The organism is Bacillus sp. FAU20 (assembly GCF_056033865.1).
On record NZ_JBVYHY010000003.1, the window covers coordinates 669,543 to 689,794 of the forward strand.

Annotated in this window: 19 protein-coding genes; 15 read left to right on the forward strand and 4 right to left on the reverse strand. The window is 35.7% G+C overall.

The window, feature by feature from the left end; genetic code table 11:
* The first annotated feature begins 80 nt into the window (after positions 1-80).
* From typA to AC0OM3_RS03905, 3 genes are all read left to right on the forward strand, one after another.
* Positions 81-1,925 (forward strand): translational GTPase TypA, encoded by a 1,845-nt coding sequence (typA, locus tag AC0OM3_RS03895; RefSeq protein ID WP_000914762.1) that lies wholly within the window; start codon positions 81-83, stop codon positions 1,923-1,925.
* Positions 1,926-2,083: 158 nt separating this feature from the next.
* Positions 2,084-2,386: a YlaH-like family protein gene (locus AC0OM3_RS03900; RefSeq protein ID WP_000893665.1), complete on the forward strand. Its 303-nt coding sequence runs from the start codon at positions 2,084-2,086 to the stop codon at positions 2,384-2,386.
* Positions 2,387-2,401: 15 nt separating this feature from the next.
* A complete protein-coding gene (locus AC0OM3_RS03905; RefSeq protein WP_001258154.1) occupies positions 2,402-2,677 on the forward strand; it encodes a hypothetical protein in 276 nt (91 codons plus the stop codon).
* Between the two features lie 35 nt (positions 2,678-2,712).
* Here AC0OM3_RS03905 and AC0OM3_RS03910 read toward each other — a convergent pair whose 3' ends face one another.
* Positions 2,713-2,913, reverse strand: coding sequence for a YlaI family protein (locus tag AC0OM3_RS03910; RefSeq protein ID WP_002082250.1), 201 nt, complete (start codon positions 2,911-2,913; stop codon positions 2,713-2,715).
* Positions 2,914-3,058: 145 nt separating this feature from the next.
* Here AC0OM3_RS03910 and AC0OM3_RS03915 point away from each other — a divergent pair, with 145 nt between their 5' ends.
* The gene (locus tag AC0OM3_RS03915; RefSeq protein ID WP_000024598.1) at positions 3,059-3,514 is read left to right on the forward strand and encodes a pyridoxamine 5'-phosphate oxidase family protein; all 456 of its coding nucleotides are present in this window, start codon (positions 3,059-3,061) and stop codon (positions 3,512-3,514) included.
* A gap of 246 nt (positions 3,515-3,760) precedes the next feature.
* Positions 3,761-5,089 (forward strand): PhoH family protein, encoded by a 1,329-nt coding sequence (locus AC0OM3_RS03920; protein WP_000358083.1) that lies wholly within the window; start codon positions 3,761-3,763, stop codon positions 5,087-5,089.
* A gap of 31 nt (positions 5,090-5,120) precedes the next feature.
* Here the strand turns inward: AC0OM3_RS03920 and AC0OM3_RS03925 are convergent, their stop codons facing one another.
* Positions 5,121-5,618, reverse strand: coding sequence for a hypothetical protein (locus AC0OM3_RS03925; RefSeq protein ID WP_001289812.1), 498 nt, complete (start codon positions 5,616-5,618; stop codon positions 5,121-5,123).
* A 155-nt stretch (positions 5,619-5,773) separates the two neighbouring features.
* Here AC0OM3_RS03925 and AC0OM3_RS03930 point away from each other — a divergent pair, with 155 nt between their 5' ends.
* From AC0OM3_RS03930 to pyc, 3 genes are all read left to right on the forward strand, one after another.
* Positions 5,774-6,061 (forward strand): Fpa/YlaN family protein, encoded by a 288-nt coding sequence (locus AC0OM3_RS03930; RefSeq protein WP_000135694.1) that lies wholly within the window; start codon positions 5,774-5,776, stop codon positions 6,059-6,061.
* A gap of 125 nt (positions 6,062-6,186) precedes the next feature.
* The gene (locus tag AC0OM3_RS03935) at positions 6,187-7,365 is read left to right on the forward strand and encodes an FtsW/RodA/SpoVE family cell cycle protein (protein ID WP_000758409.1); all 1,179 of its coding nucleotides are present in this window, start codon (positions 6,187-6,189) and stop codon (positions 7,363-7,365) included.
* 331 nt (positions 7,366-7,696) lie between these two features.
* Complete coding sequence (gene pyc / locus AC0OM3_RS03940; protein ID WP_000164057.1) at positions 7,697-11,143, forward strand: pyruvate carboxylase; 3,447 nt, start codon at positions 7,697-7,699, stop codon at positions 11,141-11,143.
* Positions 11,144-11,227: 84 nt separating this feature from the next.
* On the opposite strand, the gene ctaA is transcribed toward pyc, so the two are convergent.
* Entirely contained in the window at positions 11,228-12,163 is a 936-nt protein-coding gene (ctaA, locus tag AC0OM3_RS03945) for a heme A synthase (RefSeq protein WP_474211088.1), read from the reverse strand.
* A 497-nt stretch (positions 12,164-12,660) separates the two neighbouring features.
* Between ctaA and ctaB the strand changes: the two genes are divergently transcribed.
* The 7 genes from ctaB to AC0OM3_RS03980 all read left to right on the forward strand — a co-directional run bounded on the left by ctaB (position 12,661) and on the right by AC0OM3_RS03980 (position 19,792).
* On the forward strand, positions 12,661-13,584 hold the full coding sequence (ctaB, locus tag AC0OM3_RS03950; protein ID WP_474211089.1) for a protoheme IX farnesyltransferase: 924 nt from the start codon (positions 12,661-12,663) through the stop codon (positions 13,582-13,584).
* 93 nt (positions 13,585-13,677) lie between these two features.
* Positions 13,678-14,727, forward strand: coding sequence for a cytochrome c oxidase subunit II (gene coxB / locus AC0OM3_RS03955; RefSeq protein ID WP_000745265.1), 1,050 nt, complete (start codon positions 13,678-13,680; stop codon positions 14,725-14,727).
* Between the two features lie 60 nt (positions 14,728-14,787).
* On the forward strand, positions 14,788-16,623 hold the full coding sequence (ctaD, locus tag AC0OM3_RS03960) for a cytochrome c oxidase subunit I (RefSeq protein ID WP_153577875.1): 1,836 nt from the start codon (positions 14,788-14,790) through the stop codon (positions 16,621-16,623).
* Positions 16,623-17,246: a cytochrome c oxidase subunit III gene (ctaE, locus tag AC0OM3_RS03965; RefSeq protein ID WP_000557861.1), complete on the forward strand. Its 624-nt coding sequence runs from the start codon at positions 16,623-16,625 to the stop codon at positions 17,244-17,246. Before ctaD ends, ctaE begins: the two co-directional genes overlap by 1 nt.
* 3 nt (positions 17,247-17,249) lie before the next feature.
* Complete coding sequence (ctaF, locus tag AC0OM3_RS03970; RefSeq protein WP_474211090.1) at positions 17,250-17,582, forward strand: cytochrome c oxidase subunit IVB; 333 nt, start codon at positions 17,250-17,252, stop codon at positions 17,580-17,582.
* Between the two features lie 80 nt (positions 17,583-17,662).
* Positions 17,663-18,568: a cytochrome c oxidase assembly factor CtaG gene (gene ctaG / locus AC0OM3_RS03975; protein ID WP_474211091.1), complete on the forward strand. Its 906-nt coding sequence runs from the start codon at positions 17,663-17,665 to the stop codon at positions 18,566-18,568.
* 225 nt (positions 18,569-18,793) lie between these two features.
* Positions 18,794-19,792: a formamidase gene (locus tag AC0OM3_RS03980; protein ID WP_000535803.1), complete on the forward strand. Its 999-nt coding sequence runs from the start codon at positions 18,794-18,796 to the stop codon at positions 19,790-19,792.
* Between the two features lie 46 nt (positions 19,793-19,838).
* Here AC0OM3_RS03980 and AC0OM3_RS03985 read toward each other — a convergent pair whose 3' ends face one another.
* A complete protein-coding gene (locus tag AC0OM3_RS03985; RefSeq protein WP_001160943.1) occupies positions 19,839-20,204 on the reverse strand; it encodes a YugN family protein in 366 nt (121 codons plus the stop codon).
* Positions 20,205-20,252: the final 48 nt, after the last annotated feature.

Genomic DNA, 20,252 nt, shown 5'->3' on the forward strand with positions numbered 1-20,252 from the left:
TCTTGCTTTTATTTTAATTGCTATTGTATCCCCTTCGCTCTTATAATAGAGAAGGATTAAAAAGACATTAGGAGTTGGACATGTTGAAAAAACGACAAGATTTACGTAATATAGCAATTATTGCCCACGTTGACCATGGTAAAACAACACTTGTTGACCAGTTATTACGTCAAGCGGGGACTTTCCGTGCGAACGAACACGTTGAAGAACGCGCAATGGATTCAAATGATCTAGAAAGAGAACGCGGTATTACAATTTTAGCGAAAAATACAGCGATTCACTATGAAGATAAAAGAATTAACATTTTAGATACACCTGGTCACGCTGACTTCGGTGGAGAAGTAGAACGTATCATGAAAATGGTTGATGGTGTTTTACTTGTTGTTGATGCATATGAAGGTTGTATGCCACAAACACGATTTGTTTTAAAGAAAGCTCTTGAGCAAAACTTAACTCCAATCGTAGTTGTAAACAAAATTGACCGTGACTTCGCTCGTCCAGATGAAGTAGTTGATGAAGTAATCGACTTATTCATTGAGCTTGGTGCAAACGAAGATCAATTAGAGTTCCCAGTTGTATTTGCATCAGCAATGAACGGAACAGCAAGCTTAGATTCAAACCCAGCAAATCAAGAAGAGAATATGAAATCATTATTCGATACAATTATCGAACATATTCCAGCACCAATTGATAACAGCGAAGAGCCACTTCAATTCCAAGTAGCACTTCTTGATTACAACGACTACGTTGGACGTATTGGAGTTGGTCGCGTATTCCGCGGTACAATGAAGGTTGGACAACAAGTTGCTTTAATGAAAGTAGACGGAAGCGTGAAGCAATTCCGCGTAACGAAATTATTCGGTTACATGGGATTAAAACGTCAAGAAATTGAAGAAGCAAAAGCAGGGGACTTAGTAGCCGTTTCTGGTATGGAAGACATTAACGTAGGTGAAACAGTATGTCCAGTTGAACATCAAGATGCGTTACCATTATTACGTATTGATGAGCCAACACTACAAATGACGTTCCTTGTAAATAATAGCCCATTTGCAGGTCGTGAAGGTAAATACATTACATCTCGTAAAATTGAAGAGCGTCTTCGTTCACAATTAGAAACAGATGTAAGTTTACGTGTAGATAATACAGATTCTCCTGATGCGTGGATCGTATCTGGACGTGGGGAACTACATTTATCTATCTTAATTGAAAACATGCGTCGTGAAGGTTATGAATTACAAGTATCTAAGCCAGAAGTAATTATTAAAGAAGTTGATGGCGTAAGATGTGAGCCTGTAGAGCGTGTACAAATCGATGTACCTGAAGAATACACTGGTTCTATTATGGAATCTATGGGTGCACGTAAAGGTGAAATGTTAGATATGGTGAATAACGGAAACGGTCAAGTTCGCCTTACTTTCATGGTTCCAGCACGTGGTTTAATTGGTTACACAACAGAATTCTTAACATTAACTCGTGGTTACGGTATTTTAAACCATACATTCGATTGCTACCAACCAGTACACGCTGGACAAGTTGGTGGACGTCGTCAAGGTGTTCTAGTTTCACTTGAAACAGGAAAAGCATCACAATATGGTATTATGCAAGTTGAAGACCGTGGTGTAATCTTCGTTGAACCAGGTACAGAAGTATATGCTGGTATGATTGTAGGAGAACACACTCGTGAGAACGACTTAACAGTTAACGTTGTGAAAATGAAACAACAAACTAACATTCGTTCTGCGACGAAAGATCAAACTTCAACAATGAAGAAACCACGCCTAATGACTTTAGAAGAATCATTAGAGTACTTAAACGATGACGAGTTCTGTGAAGTAACTCCAGAATCAATTCGTCTACGTAAAAAGATTCTTGATAAGAGTGAGCGCGAAAGAGCTGCTAAGAAAAAGAAATCTGTTGAAGCGTAAAAATAAAAAAACAACGACCTTTATAAAGGTCGTTGTTTTTTTATTTTGTTTATTTTTTTAGAATATTTACTCATTTTTGTGGACAGTATTTTTTTTGCGAGTTACTCTTGTATTAAGTATATAAAGAAAATTGCATTTTACTGCTAGGGGGGAAGAGTGTGTTAGAAAGGATGTCTTTTTTTGCAAAATTGTGTAAGGTAGATGAAAATCCAGAGTTAGGAATGTGGTTACTTTATGGGACGATTATTATATTAAGTGGTCTCGTTTATAATTTAGGATTTGCTAGAAAGTTGTCTGTACTAAAAAATATTGTGATATACATATCATTAGCAATTGGATGTACAGTATTAACCTTTTTTGCTGTGTTTTTACCTGTTGGAGAAGGACTAGTTGTAGCGGCAATTGTACTTGGAATTTATAGATTGCGTTTGCGTCAAGCGAAACAACAAAAAGCAGGCTGAGGAAGGGGAGTTTTCATGCGTTCAGTACAAGATGCACTATATAATTGGTTAACAATTAAAACAGTTGCGGAAGCACGTCCAAATGATAGTGCTGCAAAAGAAACATATTTGTTATTTCAAAATATGATATATGAAGAACATAAATTAAGAAATGTGGAAGTCGAAAAGAACGAGGAAATGTATTTAATTACATATGAAATAAATGGAGAACGGAAATCTGCAAGGTTTCCGTTAGAAGCCATTGATTGTTTTTTGGATCAGATGAATCGTGAACCAGAAAAATATAAATAAGTCCTTATCTATATAAGTAAGGACTTATTTACATTTTACCAATCATCTTCGATTTTTTTATCACGATATAATCGGAAATTACCACTTGCATGACGTTCCATTGTACGCTCTGCAATTCGTTCCGAACATTCCATGCACATATATGTATGAATAGGGCGATTACGCAGTTTTTTTGCCATAGGATTTTCATCATCTAACATATCTTTTTTATCACAAATCATACATTTGACTCTCATTTCGTCACCTCAATACGAATTCTATCAGTATAAGTATATCATGGAAGTATAATGTTTTTGAATAATAGCGGGAAAAAATAATATTTTCGCAATTCAAAAAATAAGTTATGATAAGGATATACCAAGTATGTTTGGAGGTGAAAATATGGCGAATGTAGTAGAGCCTACCTTAACAGAGGATTTAGTACAAACGTTGCGTAAAGAGTGTATTGTTATGATAGCAACGACAGATTTCGAAAAACAAGTTCCTAACGTAAGTGCTATTTCTTGGGTGTATGCAGTGAGTAAAACTAGTATTCGATTTGCAGTAGATCAACGTTCACGTATTGTGGAAAATATACGTCATAATACAGGTGTGGTATTGACTATAATGGCGAATGAATCCGTATTTTCTATAAGTGGTGCAAGTGAAATTTTGACAGATAGAATGGAAGGTATTTCTCTAAAATTAACTGTAATAGAAGTAAATGTGCAAGAAGTGCGTGATGTTATGTTTTATGGAGCGAAACTTGCAATTGAACCAACATATGAAAAAACATATGATCTTCGGGCAGCGAAAAAGCTGGATAATGAAGTGTTAGTAGGGATAAGAGAATTATAAAGATGCTAAATAGGAAATTAGTTTATTCACTTTTGTAATCGGTTATTGTGATTTAACGTTAATAATTATAATAAAAAGTAATATATTGAATAGAAATGAATAAAGAATAAATAAAAGGTTTAATGACTATGATTTTCGATTCTACCTCGTTTACACGGTACATATAATTATAACAATGGTTCGTCCATATTTTATGGATGAAACCCTTGTTCTACAAATTTAAAAGTGGAGTCAGGGGGTAACAGGTTGGATAAAATTTATGTGTTAGATACGAATGTACTTTTGCAGGATCCTTTATCTATTTTTTCATTTGAAACCAATGAAGTAGTGATTCCAGCAGTTGTATTAGAAGAGGTTGATTCGAAAAAACGTTATATGGATGAAGTAGGACGAAACGCTCGTTATGTATCTAAGTTAATAGATAAATTTCGTGAAATAGGAAAGCTGCATGAAAGTATCCCGCTAGAAAACGGCGGAACATTTCGTATTGAATTGAACCATCGTTCATTTGTGCAACTACAAGATATTTTTGTAGAAAAAACAAATGATAATCGAATTTTAGCTGTAGCAAAAAATCTATCTTTAGAAGAACAGGAAAAAGAGGACGGGAAGTCTGTTATTTTAGTAAGTAAAGATGTACTCGTAAGGGTAAAAGCTGATGCAATTGGTTTGAAGGCTGAAGATTATTTAAGTGATCGCGTAATTGAAGTAGAAAATATATATTCTGGCTTTTTAGAAGGATATATATCAAAAGAACAATTGGATTATTTTTATGAGAAAGGTGAATTGCCTCTATCTGAAATTGCGAATCATCCTTTTTACCCAAATCAATTTGTAGTAATGAAAGATGCATTGGGAGGCTCTAGTTCTGCGCTTGGCATTGTGGATCACTTAGGTAAAAAGGTAAAGAAACTTATTTTTCACAATGAACAAGTGTGGGGGATACGACCACGAAACGTGCAGCAAATTATGGGATTAGAATTGTTGCTTCGTGAAGATATTCCGCTTGTAACGTTAACGGGGAAAGCCGGCACAGGAAAAACGTTACTTGCGTTAGCTTCGGGACTTATGCAAACAGAAGACTTAGGATTATATAAAAAATTACTTGTGGCAAGACCAATTGTTCCAGTCGGAAAAGATATCGGTTATTTACCAGGAGAAAAAGAAGAAAAGTTAAGACCATGGATGCAGCCAATTTTTGATAACCTAGAGTATTTATTTAATACGAAAAAGCCAGGAGAGTTAGATGCTATTTTAGCTGGAATGGGTTCGATTGAAGTAGAAGCCCTTACTTATATACGCGGGAGAAGTATTCCAGATCAGTTCATTATCATTGACGAAGCACAAAATTTAACAAAGCATGAAGTGAAAACGATATTAACTAGGGTAGGGGAAAAGAGTAAGATTGTATTGATGGGAGATCCTCAGCAAATTGATCACCCATATTTAGATGAATATAATAATGGCTTAACGTATGTTGTAGAGAAGTTTAAAGAACAGCGTATTAGTGGTCATGTGAAGTTTGTTAAAGGGGAGCGATCTAATTTAGCTCAACTAGCAGCAGATTTATTGTAAAAAGGAGTGAGCTTAAGCTCACTCCTTTTCTTTAAATAATTGTAAATTTACGGATGTTACGGATTGGATTTTGTCTATTAGATCCATCATTGTAATATAGATGAACAGGTCCATCCTCTTTTAATGGCTTCCCTTCTTTTGAAAAACCAAGAATAGCATTTTCGACAGTTTCTAATGGAAGTATTAATGTTTGTTCTACTGTTTCAATTTCAACTTGCGTAGCGTCCTCTAAAATTTCAGCGTTAGCAAGGAATGGATGAAGTGGTATACCAAATGTTCCAGTAATCAGCTGTTCTTTTTTATATTTCTTCACACTTTGCTGTATTGGGGGAAAAGCGGCACCATCACGGATTTCGCGATCCCAATGTTCTGAAGTGTTTTTTAAATAAGTTTCTAGTTCAGACGTGTTTTCTCTAGTTTCATCAAAGTAAGTTGTCAAATCTACTTTTCGATCATCAAAGATCCAAACAGTTGGATCAATAGTAATTGGAAAACGTACTTTTCCGTTAATAAATAAAATTTCGCTCATTGTTGTTCCCCCATTTGTGTTATACTCCCACTTTTCAGTATAATAGTATTAGACACTGTTGTCACAAAAAATGTTTCTATTGCAATTTATTAAAACTATCGCTAATATTAATAGATAGGATATAGGAGAGTAGGACGGAAACGGAGGGAATCAATTTGGCGTCTGAGACAGTAGCAAATCATCAGGAAAAGGCACTAGCCCTTCTACAAGCGGATGCAGAGAAGATTTTAAGACTTATTAAGGTGCAAATGGACCATCTTACAATGCCGCAATGTCCATTATATGAAGAAGTGTTAGACACACAAATGTTTGGACTATCCCGCGAGGTCGATTTTGCAGTTCGCCTTGGTCTTATTGCAGAAGAACAAGGGAAAGCAATGTTAGGTGAGCTCGAACGTGAGTTATCTGCACTTCATGAAGCGTTTACAAACAAACAACAATAACGGGTTCAAATAAGGGGGCTCAAACTAAATTAGTTTGAGCTTTTTATTTGTATAATAAAGCAGGAAGAATCAATGTACATATGGAATACAACAATAATTAAATTGAAACAGAAAGAGGAAATGAAATGAAAAAAGTATGGAAATCAATGGATTATTCATTATTACTTCCTCTTGTTATCTTATGTGTACTGGGAGTAATAATGGTATATAGTTCTAGTTCCATTGTTGCGATTTCGAGGCATAACTGGCCGGCAAATTACTTTTTTAAAAAACAATTAATAACTTTAGCTATCGGAACGGTATTGTTAGTGATTGTAGCTTCGTTACCTTATAAGTTTTGGAGGAAACGAATAATTTTATCGGCGATGGGGCTAGGGAGTATTGCTTTACTAGCAGCAGCCTTGATTTTTGGTAAGGAAATAAATGGTGCAAAAGGTTGGATATTAGGTATACAGCCCGCTGAATTTGTTAAACTATCGATTATTATTATATTAGCTCGCTTTTTTGCAAGGAGACAAGAGACAAATACACCTGTTTTTAAAGGGTCGGGACTTACACTTGGTTTTGTTGGAATGGCAATGTTTTTAATTTTAAAGCAAAATGATTTAGGTACCGATTTGTTAATTGCAGCAACAGTAGGGATTATGTTTCTTTGTTCAGGAGTACGGATTAATTTATGGATTAAACGAATTGTTTTAACTTCTATAGTATGGATTCCAGCTCTATATTTTTTGGCTAATTATAAATTAAGTGGATACCAAAAGGCACGTTTTTCAGTTTTCCTTGATCCATTCAATGATCCTCAAAATGATGGATTCCAATTAGTAAATTCTTTTATTGGAATTGCTTCAGGAGGGCTTAATGGTAGAGGATTAGGAAATAGTGTGCAAAAATATGGATATTTACCAGAACCGCAAACAGATTTTATTATGGCTATTATATCTGAAGAATTAGGTTTTATTGGTGTAGCTATTATTTTAATTTGCTTGCTACTTATTATTATTCGTTCATTCAGGATTGCTCAAAAATGTAACGATCCTTTTGGAAGTTTAATTGCAATCGGAATTGCAAGTTTAATAGGAGTACAAACTTTTGTTAATGTTGGTGGTATGTCTGGATTAATACCGCTTACGGGAGTACCTTTACCGTTTATTAGTTATGGCGGGAGTTCCTTAATAGCTAATCTACTTGCAATGGGAATACTACTCAATATTGCTAGTCACGTGAAACGACAAGAGAAACAACAGAATGGTGTAATGAAAGAAAGAGAACAAAATGGACCACATCTTGTAGTTGTAAAATAAAAACACATTGTGCTTAGAGCATGATGTGTTTTTTATTTTTAAGTAGTTTTAAATGTGATGTATTAATATATCTTTCAGTTAAAAAATATATCACATTAAGTTTAATGTGATATACAATTAAGTTGTTAGAAAAGGAGGAGGTATGCTATACTATTTTTGTGAAACAAATTGTACAGAAAACTTATCATTTGTTAAAAAATAAGGTATGATGGATAAAAATAAAGTGAAGCTTTCTAAGTATAATATAATGTGGAAAGTGAAGAACTTCACGCTTTTTAAGGTGTGTATATATTTTATCTCTAGAGTGGTAGGAAAGTAGAGGGGGAAAATCATGACAAAGCTGCAACGTATTCAAAAAGTATTGGTAGCTAACCGTGGAGAGATTGCAATTCGTGTGTTTCGAGCTTGTTCGGAACTAGGATTAAAAACAGTTGCAATCTATTCTAAAGAGGATAGTGGTTCTTATCATCGCTATAAAGCCGATGAGTCCTATTTAGTTGGGGAAGGAAAAAAACCAATTGATGCTTATCTAGATATTGAAGGCATTATTGAGATTGCAAAAAGTAATCATGTAGATGCAATCCACCCTGGATATGGTTTCTTGTCAGAAAATATTCAATTCGCGAAACGTTGCGAAGAAGAAGGAATTATCTTTATCGGTCCAAAAAGTAAGCATTTAGATATGTTTGGAGATAAAGTGAAAGCAAGAACACAAGCGCAGCTAGCACAAATTCCAGTTATACCTGGTAGTGATGGTCCAGTAGATTCATTAGAAGAAGTCGAAAAATTTGCTGAAAAGTATGATTACCCGATTATTATTAAAGCGTCCCTTGGTGGTGGCGGTCGTGGTATGCGTATTGTGCGTACTAGTGAGGAATTAGGAGAATCATATAATCGAGCGAAATCAGAAGCGAAAGCAGCCTTTGGTAATGATGAAGTTTACGTCGAAAAATTCGTTGAAAAACCTAAACATATAGAAGTACAAATTTTAGCAGATGAAGAAGGTAATGTTGTTCATTTATACGAGCGTGACTGTTCTGTACAACGTCGTCATCAAAAAGTTGTAGAAATAGCACCGAGTGTATCACTTTCAGATGATTTGCGTCAGCGTATTTGTGATGCTGCTGTGAAGTTAACGAAAAATGTAAACTATTTAAATGCAGGAACAGTAGAATTCCTTGTAAAAGATGATGAGTTTTACTTTATTGAAGTAAATCCACGTGTTCAAGTAGAACATACGATTACAGAAATGATTACAGGAGTAGATATCGTTCAATCACAAATTTTAATAGCTGATGGACATTCATTACATAGCAAAATGGTAGGTGTGCCGAAGCAAGAGGAAGTAGTTGTGCATGGATTTGCAATTCAATCTCGTGTAACAACTGAAGATCCGCTAAATAATTTTATGCCGGATACAGGAAAAATTATGGCGTATCGATCAGGCGGTGGTTTTGGTGTGCGTCTTGATACAGGAAATAGCTTCCAAGGTGCAGTTATTACACCGTACTACGATTCTTTACTTGTAAAAGTTACAACTTGGGCACTTACTTTTGAGCAAGCTGCTGCAAAAATGGAACGTAACTTAAAAGAATTCCGTATTCGTGGTATTAAAACAAATATTCCATTCTTAGAGAATGTAGTAAAACATAAAAACTTCTTATCAGGGGAATATGATACGTCGTTTATTGACGCGTCACCGGAACTGTTCTTGTTCCCGAAACGTAAAGACCGTGGAACAAAAATGTTAAATTATATTGGCACAGTAACAGTAAATGGTTTCCCAGGAGTAGGGAAAAAAGAAAAACCAATATTCCCAGATGCTCGTATTCCATGTTTAAAACATTCAGAGCCAATTCAAAATGGAACGAAACAAATTTTGGACGAGCGTGGAGCAGACGGATTAGTAAAATGGGTACAGGATCAAAAACGTGTACTTTTAACGGATACAACATTCCGTGATGCACACCAGTCATTACTTGCAACTCGTATTCGTACAAAAGATTTACATCAAATTGCGGAGCCAACAGCGAGAATGTTACCGAACCTATTCTCAGCGGAAATGTGGGGCGGTGCAACGTTTGATGTTGCGTATCGTTTCTTAAAAGAAGATCCATGGGAACGATTACTAGATCTTCGTGAAAAAATGCCGAACGTGTTATTCCAAATGTTACTTCGTTCTTCAAACGCAGTTGGATACAAAAACTATCCAGATAATTTAATCCAAAAATTTGTGGAATGTTCTGCTCAAGCTGGCATTGATGTATTCCGTATTTTTGATAGCTTAAACTGGGTGGAAGGCATGAGAGTTGCAATTGATGCTGTACGAGACACTGGTAAAATTGCAGAAGCAACAATGTGCTACACAGGAGATATTCATGATCCACTGCGTAGTAAATATGATTTAAATTACTATAAAAATTTAGCAAAAGAGTTAGAAGCATCAGGAGCTCATATTTTAGGTATTAAAGATATGGCGGGCTTACTAAAACCAAATGCAGCATATGATTTAGTTTCTGCATTAAAAGAGACAGTGTCGATTCCAATTCATCTGCACACGCACGATACGAGTGGAAATGGTATATTAACGTATACGAAGGCAATTGAAGCAGGTGTTGATATCGTCGATGTAGCAGTGAGTTCTATGGCTGGTCAAACGTCACAACCAAGTGCCAACACGCTATACTATGCGTTAGGCGGAAACGAAAGACAACCAGATGTTAATATAGATTCTTTAGAAAAACTATCTCATTATTGGGAAGATGTACGCAAATACTATGCACCGTTTGAAAGTGGTATGAATGCGCCTCATACAGAGGTATATATGCATGAAATGCCGGGTGGGCAGTATAGTAATCTTCAGCAACAAGCGAAAGCGGTTGGTTTAGGAGATCGTTTCGATGAAGTGAAAGTAATGTACCGCCGTGTGAATGACATGTTTGGAGATATTGTAAAAGTAACGCCATCATCAAAAGTTGTTGGTGATATGGCATTATTTATGGTTCAAAACCATCTGACAGAACAGGATGTTTTAGAGCGTGGGCATGCGATGGACTTCCCAGGGTCTGTTGTTGAAATGTTCTCGGGTGATTTAGGTCAACCGTACGGTGGTTTCCCGAAAGAATTACAAAAGATTATTTTAAAAGGAAAAGAGCCATTAACAGTAAGACCAGGTGAATTACTAGAGCCAGTAGACTTTGAAGCGTTAAAAGAAGAATTATTCCATAAAATTGGACGCGAAGTAACGATTTTTGATGTAGTTGCATATGCTTTATATCCAAAAGTATTTATGGACTATGAAAAAGTTGCTGAGCTTTATGGAAATGTATCTGTACTTGATACACCGACGTTCTTCTATGGTATGAGACTAGGTGAAGAAATTGATGTAGAAATTGAACAGGGTAAGACATTGATGGTTAAACTTGTATCAATTGGAGAACCACAGCCGGATGGACACCGTGTTCTTTACTTGGAATTTAACGGTCAACCACGTGAAATTATCGTGAAAGACGAGAGTGTAAAAGCAACAGTTGCACAACGTGTGAAAGGAAACCGTGAGAATCCAAATCATATTAGTGCAACGATGCCAGGAACGGTAATTAAAGTAGTTGTAAAAGAAGGCGATGAAGTGAAAAAAGGCGATTCTATGGCAATTACAGAAGCGATGAAAATGGAAACGACAGTTCAAGCGCCGTTTAATGGTAAAGTGAAAAAAGTATATGTTAACGATGGTGATGCAATTCAAACAGGTGATTTACTTATTGAATTAGATCACTAAAATAAGAAAAGAGCTGTGTAAATACAGCTCTTTTCTTATTGCAAAAAATCCCTTGCCGAATTGGCAAGGGATTTTAGTTTTAAATTATTTTGTTTGTTTAGAAGTTGATTCGGCTTCTTTTGCATTCACTTTACTTCTTGTTCCTAACATAACTAAATAGCATAGTACGGCAAACAAGCAAGAAATGAATAGAGAATGTAACAATGCCATTGCTAAACTAGCGTTTGTAAATACAACTAAAACTCCTACTACAGCTTGAAGTGTAACAAGGATAAATGAAATGATCCATCCCCAATATACTACAGGTTGCTGTTTGTAATGGCGGATAGCGAGAATCATCGCGTATAGTATCCAAGCGAAAATTAACATCGCTGCAACTCTATGGCCCATTTGAACCCATTCATGTAGTTGATTTGGCATAGGTCTGTTTTTGCTACATAAAGGAAAGTCTGGACAGGCTAAGCTAGCTCGTTCGTGACGTACTAAAGCGCCTGTGTAGACGACGATATAACTGTAAATTGTTACACCATAAATATGAAATTTCATTTTTTTGTCCATAATAAGTGAACGTGCATCAAATTTTTGGTCAATTTCAAAGATAAGACACGTTAATAAAATGACAGAAGCAAATGAAATTAAGGAAATACCGAAATGGATAGCAAGTACAGCTGGCATTTGTCCCCAAACAACTGCTGCTGCTCCCATTAATGCTTGTGCAACTAAAAATACGAAGGATAAAATTGCTAACGTTTTTGTTTCACGCACATGTTTATAATATTTCCAGGACAAAATACAAAGGAGTGTGACAAGAATTCCAGCTGATCCGGATGTTAATCGGTGGCTAAGTTCAATAATAGTTTCCATTGATAAATTAGATGGAACAAATTCACCGTTACAAAGTGGCCATGATTTACCACAACCTTGACCAGAACCTGTTTTTGTAACTAAAGCGCCTCCTAATAAAACTATTAATAAATCAAGGCTTGTAATGACTGCTAACCATTTAATAAAGCGTTGCAATCTCTTTCACCATCTTTCTGCTATGAAGTTATTGCGAAATATTTTCATTCCATTATGTATAGAATAAAACGCGCTAGTTCCTATGATATATAAAAAATAATAAAATAGCAAAGAAATGGAGGGGGAAGGAAAGGGAGAGAAAATAGGTGTAAAAACAGGGTTCACAAGGAAAAAATTGGTTGGAAAATAGGCTATTTTGAAAAGAAATGGGGAGAATACGTGTTAAATAGGACAAAATAGTTTATTATAGAAGGTAACATCATGTTATGATAAGGACAAGTCAGAATGAAGTTTTTTATATTCGACACAAAAAGTTCATGTTTTCTTCACAAAATGTTCGGGAAATATGATTTAATATATTGGAGTATGGGCGTAGATTAGTAGTAGAATGGGTTAACAATGTTTCTACTGTAATAATATTGCTATATAGAAGCGAATTATTTCATTTGAAATAGGCGCAAAAAGAAAGATGAAAGTTTTAAGAGGGGGTTAGAGTGATGAACCATGCAACAAGTGAGCTGCATGATGAGTCCGCTGTTACAAGTGTACCGGAAACAACTCGGTTACAAGATTTATCAGCACTCGTTAAAATGGGGATTGTAAACTCAAATACACTTACTGTATTTACAGGATTTTGGTTGGCATTACACTTTAATGGATTAAGTGTGATGGACAATCTGGATAAGCTATTTTTTACAATCGTTGGTTCAGGATTAATTATGGCGGGGGTATGTTGTTTAAATAACTACATCGATAGAGACATCGATCCGTTAATGGAAAGAACAAAGACACGTCCAACGGTTACTGGAAAGTATAAACCAGGATTTGCACTTACATTTGGACTAGTTATATTACTTCTTGGATTTGTATTCTTATTATTAACAACACCAATGGCAGTTTTAATGGGATTTATTGGTGCTTTCACATATGTTGTCCTATATACTTTATGGACAAAGAGAAAGTATACACTAAATACTGTTGTAGGTAGTATATCTGGAGCAGTTCCACCTTTAATTGGATGGGCAGCAATCGATCCATCTTTAGGTCATCCAATTGCTTGGATGTTATTTTTAATTATGTTTATTTGGCAAATCCCACATTTCCTTGCATTAGCGATGAAACGTGTTGATGAATATCGAAATGCAGAAATTCCAATGCTTCCTGTAGTTCATGGATTTGAAATTACGAAACGCCAAATTATGATTTGGACAGTATGTTTATTACCACTACCATTTTATATGAGTGGACTAGGGATAACATTTATGGTAATTGCAACACTGCTTAACATCGGATGGATCGTTTTAGGATTTTATGGCTTCCGTAAGAAAGATGACATCAAATGGTCCGTGCAAATGTTTGTTTATTCCCTAAATTATTTAACAATCTTATTTGTATCAATGATTGTAGTTACATTCTTCTAAGACAACGACATAATTGGATTTCTTTACGTTGAGATTTACTTTACTTAACTATAAAGTACAATCTAATTCACAAGGAAAGTGGGGATTGTTTGTATGAAGAAACAGTGGCGACTGCTTTCGTTCGTTTCACTGCTGGCTTTACTGTTAGGGGGATGCGGTAAAGCCTTTCAATCTACTTTAATTCCGCAAGGAGAAGTAGCAAAAATGCAATATGATTTACTTCTACTGGCGAGTGCAATCATGGTAGGAGTAGTGCTAGTAGTTACTATTATTTTCTTGTATGTAATTGTGCGTTTCCGCCAAAAGAAAGGCCAGGAAGATCATATTCCAGAGCAAGTTGAAGGGAATCACAAGCTAGAAATTATATGGACAGTTATTCCGATTATTCTTTTACTAATCTTAGCTGTTCCAACGGTTACATATACATTCAAACTTGCTGATGTAAGTGCGATGGAGAAAAAGAATATTGATAAAGATACTATCGTTGTTGATGTAACAGCGAATCTTTATTGGTGGGAATTTTCTTACAAATCAGAAAAGATAGTAACTTCGCAAGATTTGGTCATCCCCACAGGTAAGAAAGTGTATTTAAATTTGAAGGGTGCCGATATTAAACACTCATTTTGGGTTCCATCTTTAGCAGGGAAAATGGATACAAATACAGACAATGTGAACAAAATGTGGTTAAAGGCAGATAAATCGGGCACTTATAATGGTTTTTGTACCGAATTTTGCGGTCCATCACATTCTTTAATGCAATTTAAAGTGAAAGCTTTAGATGAAAGCGAGTACAAAAAATGGCTTGCTGATATGAAGAAGATTGATGGGAAGAAAGAAGTAGCTTCAACAAAGGCGCAAGAGGGCCAAGAAATATTTAATAAAAGCTGTATTGGTTGTCACGCAGTTGGATCTAATGATAGTAGACCACCTTCCGCTCGTATCGCACCAAACTTAGCAAACTTTGCGGATCGCGATATGGTTGCCGGTATTGCCGAAAACAATGAAGAAAACTTAAAAAAATGGCTGAAAGATCCTGAAAATATGAAGCCAGGAAACAAAATGACTGGCAAATATGGCAACTTAACGGATGATCAAATTGATGCATTAAATGCATACTTACAAACGTTAAAAGTTGAAAAGTAAAGAGGGATTATTCGCGAAGGGGAGGTTGAAAACGTGAGTTCTGTAGCAAAAAAACAGGGGATGGGTGCTGTCATATGGGATTATTTAACGACAGTAGACCATAAAAAGATTGCCATTCTCTATTTAATTGCAGGTGGATTGTTTTTTGTAATAGGCGGAATAGAAGCTCTATTTATTCGCCTTCAATTAGCGATTCCTAACAACGCTTTTCTTGTTGGGGATGCTTATAATCAAGTATTAACGATGCACGGTACAACAATGATTTTCCTCGCAGCTATGCCACTCGTGTTTGCATTTATGAACGCCGCTGTACCACTTCAAATTGGTGCACGTGATGTTGCGTTCCCGTTTTTGAATTCACTCGGATTTTGGTTATTTTTCTTTGGTGGAGTATTTTTAAATTTAAGTTGGTTTTTAGGTGGAGCACCTGATGCAGGATGGACATCTTATGCATCTTTAGCTTTAGCCTCTAAAGGTCATGGGGTTGATTTCTATGTACTTGGCTTGCAAATTTCAGGTATTGGTACATTAATTGGAGGTATCAACTTCCTTGTAACCATTATTAATATGCGTGCGCCAGGGATGACGTATATGCGTATGCCGATGTTTACATGGACGACATTTGTAACATCTTCGCTTATATTATTTGCTTTTCCGCCGTTAACTGTAGGATTAGGACTTTTAATGTTAGATCGCTTATTTGGAACAAGTTTCTTTAATCCAGCGCTGGGCGGGAATACAATTATATGGGAGCATTTATTCTGGATTTTTGGTCATCCAGAGGTATACATTCTTATACTTCCAGCTTTCGGAATATTCTCGGAAATCTTCGCGACATTTTCGAAAAAACGATTATTCGGTTATTCGTCGATGGTGTTTGCGACAGTATTAATTGGATTTTTAGGATTTATGGTATGGGCTCACCATATGTTTACAGTTGGGCTTGGTCCAGTTGCAAATGCTATTTTCTCAGTTGCAACAATGGCGATTGCAGTTCCGACCGGTATTAAAATATTCAACTGGCTCTTTACAATGTGGGGCGGAAGTATTCGCTTCACGACACCAATGATGTGGGCAGTAGCTTTCATTCCATCATTCGTAATGGGTGGAGTTACAGGGGTTATGCTAGCATCTGCACCAGCTGATTATCAATTTCATGATAACTATTTCGTAGTAGCGCATTTTCATTATGTAATCGTTGGCGGTGTTGTATTTGGTTTACTTGCAGGAGCTCATTATTATTGGCCACTGATGTTTAATAAAGTATTAAATGAAACATTAGGAAAGATAACGTTTTGGCTATTCTTTATCGGCTTCCATTTAACGTTCTTTATTCAGCATTTCCTTGGCTTGATTGGTATGCCGCGTCGTTACTACACATATCTTGAAGGGCAAGGGTTGGAAATGGGGAATATGATTAGTTCTATCGGAGCGGTATTTATGGCTCTTGGAACGATTGTTCTTTTATTCAATGTAATTAAAACGACAGTATCAAAAGAAAAAGCTGGTCGTGATCCGTGGGATGCACGTACATTAGAATGGACAATGCCGGCACCGACACCAGAATATAACTTTAAACAATTACCATTTGTTCGCGGATTAGATCCGTTTTGGATTGAAAAACGTGAAGGTAATAAAGAGATGACAGCAGCGGAACCAGTTGGTGATATTCATATGCCAAATCCTTCGTTTTCACCATTTGTCATTTCTTTCGGATTGTTTATAGCGGCATTTGGTGCGATGTATATGCAGGGCGGAAAAGATAAGTTTTGGTTATTAGTAGCAATTATTGGTTTAATCATTACATTTGGCGCAATGTTCCTACGTTCAGTAATCGATGATCATGGATATCATATTCATAAAGAAGATTTAGATGATAAGGGGGGCAAGGCATAATGCATGTAGATGAAAAATTAACGAATGAAACATTTCCAGCAGAGCCTGAAAAAGCAACCCTTGAAGGGAAAAATAAGTTTGTCGGTTTTTGGTTATTTCTTGGAGGCGAAACAGTGTTGTTCGCTTCCTTATTTGGCACATATTTAGCGTTAAAGAATTCTACAAATGGTGGACCAACATCTCAAGAGATGTTCCAAATGCCACTCGTTTTTATTATGACGATGCTTTTATTAACGAGTAGCTTAACGAGTGTATATGCGATGTATCACATGAAAAACTTTAACTTTAAGAAAATGCAACTTTGGTTACTAGTAACTGTATTGCTAGGTTTAGGGTTTTTAGGGTTTGAGATATATGAGTTTTATCATTATACACATGAATTTAAGCATACTATGAGAAGTAGTGCCTTTGGCTCTGCGTTTTATGCTCTTGTTGGTACACATGGACTCCACGTATTGTTTGGGTTATGTTGGATTTTAACATTAATCTTTAGAAATGCGAAGAGAGGTCTAAATTTATACAATGCACCGAAGTTTTATGTTGCATCGATTTATTGGCACTTTATTGACGTAGTTTGGGTGTTTATTTTCACTGTAGTATATTTAATGGGAATGGTGGGATAAACAATGGCGATAAAGCAAACGAATAATCCTAAAGTTGATCTTGTTTATCGGAAGAGAAAAAGTGCGGAGGAAATGAGGCATCAAGTTATTACGTTTGCATTAATGATTTTTTTAACATTAGTTGCATTTGTAGCAGTGGCGTATCCAAAAACTTTTAGTCCGAATTTCTCTGTACCGTTTATTTTACTATTAGCAGTGGTACAAGTAATTTTTCAATTGTATTATTTTATGCATATGAGTCATAAAGGACATGAAGCAGCAAGTTTCTTTCTTTACTCTGGTTTGCTAATAGGGTTAATTACAATTTTAGCTTTTATGACAATCGTGTGGATTTGAAAAGTGAAAAATAAGGGAGCTTGTGTTGTCACAGCTCCCTCTTCATATTATGAGATAACCTTACGAAGGTCGGTGTGAAAATGAGTAACTTGTGGATATTTGGTTTTCAGGCTTTATGGAGTCCAATCTATTTATTATTTATGCTTTCGATTCTTATTGGGTACTTCTTAATTATTGGGCCATATAGAATGCGATTTGAAAATGCGACGAAGGTAAGTAAGAAGCAAATTTTTTATTTTACGACTGGTATTGTTCTTTTGTATTTTGTAAAGGGAGGGCCTATTGATTTAATTGGCCATATTATATTTAGTGCTCATATGTTTGAAATGGCAGTCATGTATATTGCGGTTCCACCGTTACTGTTGCTTGGTATACCAATTTGGTTATATCGTTATATTACTTCTTTTAAGTTCGTTCAAGTTATATTAAAGGCATTTGCTAAACCACTTATTGCGTTGTTTGTATTTAACGGCCTGTTTTCTTTTTATCATTTACCAGTTGTTTTTGATACAGTAAAACAAAGTCAAATAGCTCATCCTATTTGTCTCGCTATATTGTTTTTTACAGCAATCATGATGTGGTGGCCGATGTTAAATCCATTACCAGAATATCAAACGTTAAGTGATATAAAGAAACTTGGTTATATGTTTGCTAACGGCATATTATTAACGCCTGCTTGTGCGTTAATCATTTTTGCAACAGCCCCGCTATTTGCAACGTATACGGATCCGGCTGCTTGGATGAAAGCGATGGAACTATGTGTACCAGCGGGTACTTTATCTGATTTAAATATAACGGGACCAGAATTTTTGCACTGGATGCCAGTCGTACAAGACCAGCAAACTGGTGGTATCATAATGAAAATTGTCCAGGAAATAGTGTACGGTACAATTATAGGTTATGTATTCTTTAGATGGGCACGTAGAGAACGTGAAAAGGATAAGGAGCAGTTGCAACAATTGCCGCCATATTTACAGACTAAGTAAAAAAGTGTATGGGATTCCATACGCTTTTTTACTTAGTCACTTTAAAAAGATTGAATTTTCTAACTATTAATGTTAAGTTAGTGTAGGCGTGTACTAAAAGTGGATATAAAATTTACTACTAGTTTTCATGCGTAATAATTCCATGTGTAGTGCAAGTTTTTTAGAGAGTTACAAATATATATTGTTATATTTAATAAATACGAACTATTTTAAGGGGGAGTTTAAATGGGTAGTAGTGGAAGTATGGTAAAGCCGATTAGTGGTTTTTTGACAGCACTAATTCAATATCCAGTACCAGTAGTAGAGTCACGTGCAGACATTGATAAACAAATTCAACAAATCATAAAAACAATTCATTCGACCAAATCAGGTTACCCTGGATTAGAATTGATAGTATTTCCTGAATATAGTACACAAGGGCTAAATACAAAAAAATGGACTACAGAAGAATTTTTATGTACAGTGCCTGGGCCGGAAACAGACTTATTTGCTGAGGCATGTAAAGAATCTAAAGTATATGGTGTTTTTTCAATAATGGAGAAAAATCCTGATGGTGGAGAGCCATATAATACCGCAGTTATTATTGATCCACAAGGTGAGATGATTTTGAAGTATCGTAAGCTAAATCCTTGGGTGCCAGTCGAGCCTTGGAAAGCTGGAGATTTAGGCTTACCTGTTTGTGATGGACCTGGAGGAAGTAAATTAGCTGTTTGTATTTGTCATGATGGTATGTTCCCTGAAGTAGCTCGTGAAGCGGCCTATAAAGGTGCAAATGTCTTAATTCGTATTTCTGGATATAGTACACAAGTTAGTGAACAATGGATGCTAACCAATCGTTCAAATGCATGGCAGAATTTAATGTATACATTGTCGGTAAACTTAGCGGGTTATGATGGTGTATTTTATTACTTTGGTGAAGGACAAGTATGTAATTTTGATGGGACTACTTTAGTACAGGGACATCGAAATCCTTGGGAGATTGTTACTGCTGAAGTATATCCAGAACTAGCAGATCAAGCTAGATTAGGATGGGGATTGGAAAATAATATATATAATCTAGGTTCAAGAGGATATGTAGCAACTCCTGGTGGGGTGAAAGAAAATCCATATACGTTTGTAAAAGATTTAGCTGAAGGTAAATATAAGGTTCCTTGGGAAGAGGAGATTAAAGTAAAAGATGGATCTATTTATGGATATCCAGTAAAAAAAACGATTCATTCTTAGGGAAGGGAAATAAAACAAGCGCATCATATTGATGCGCTTATTTTTGTTAATCAATAATTTGAAATTCTTTTAACTCTTTTTCGACATTTTGTAGGAGTTGTTCGCTTTTTTGAAGTACATTCGTTGGGAAAGTCTCATCATCACCATATTCAACGCCGTGAGGATAATAATGTTTTCCTAATAAGGGGGGAAGTAGTTTTACTTCAGCATGTCTACTGCCAATGTCACCTTCAATAGCAACTCCTTGTACTCGTAAATAATAAATATCCTTTAATATTTCAAATTTATAATCGTATGTAACCCGTTCATAATCCCACTGTCCAGCAAGTACGAAGTGGTTGTTTTCCATGATTTCAGTTAAAAGAGTTAATTCAACGACGGCTCCATTAAATTTCGTATTTGTAAATTGCATATAATACCTCCTTTTTTAATGTTACACCATTATTTTTATAATAGTATG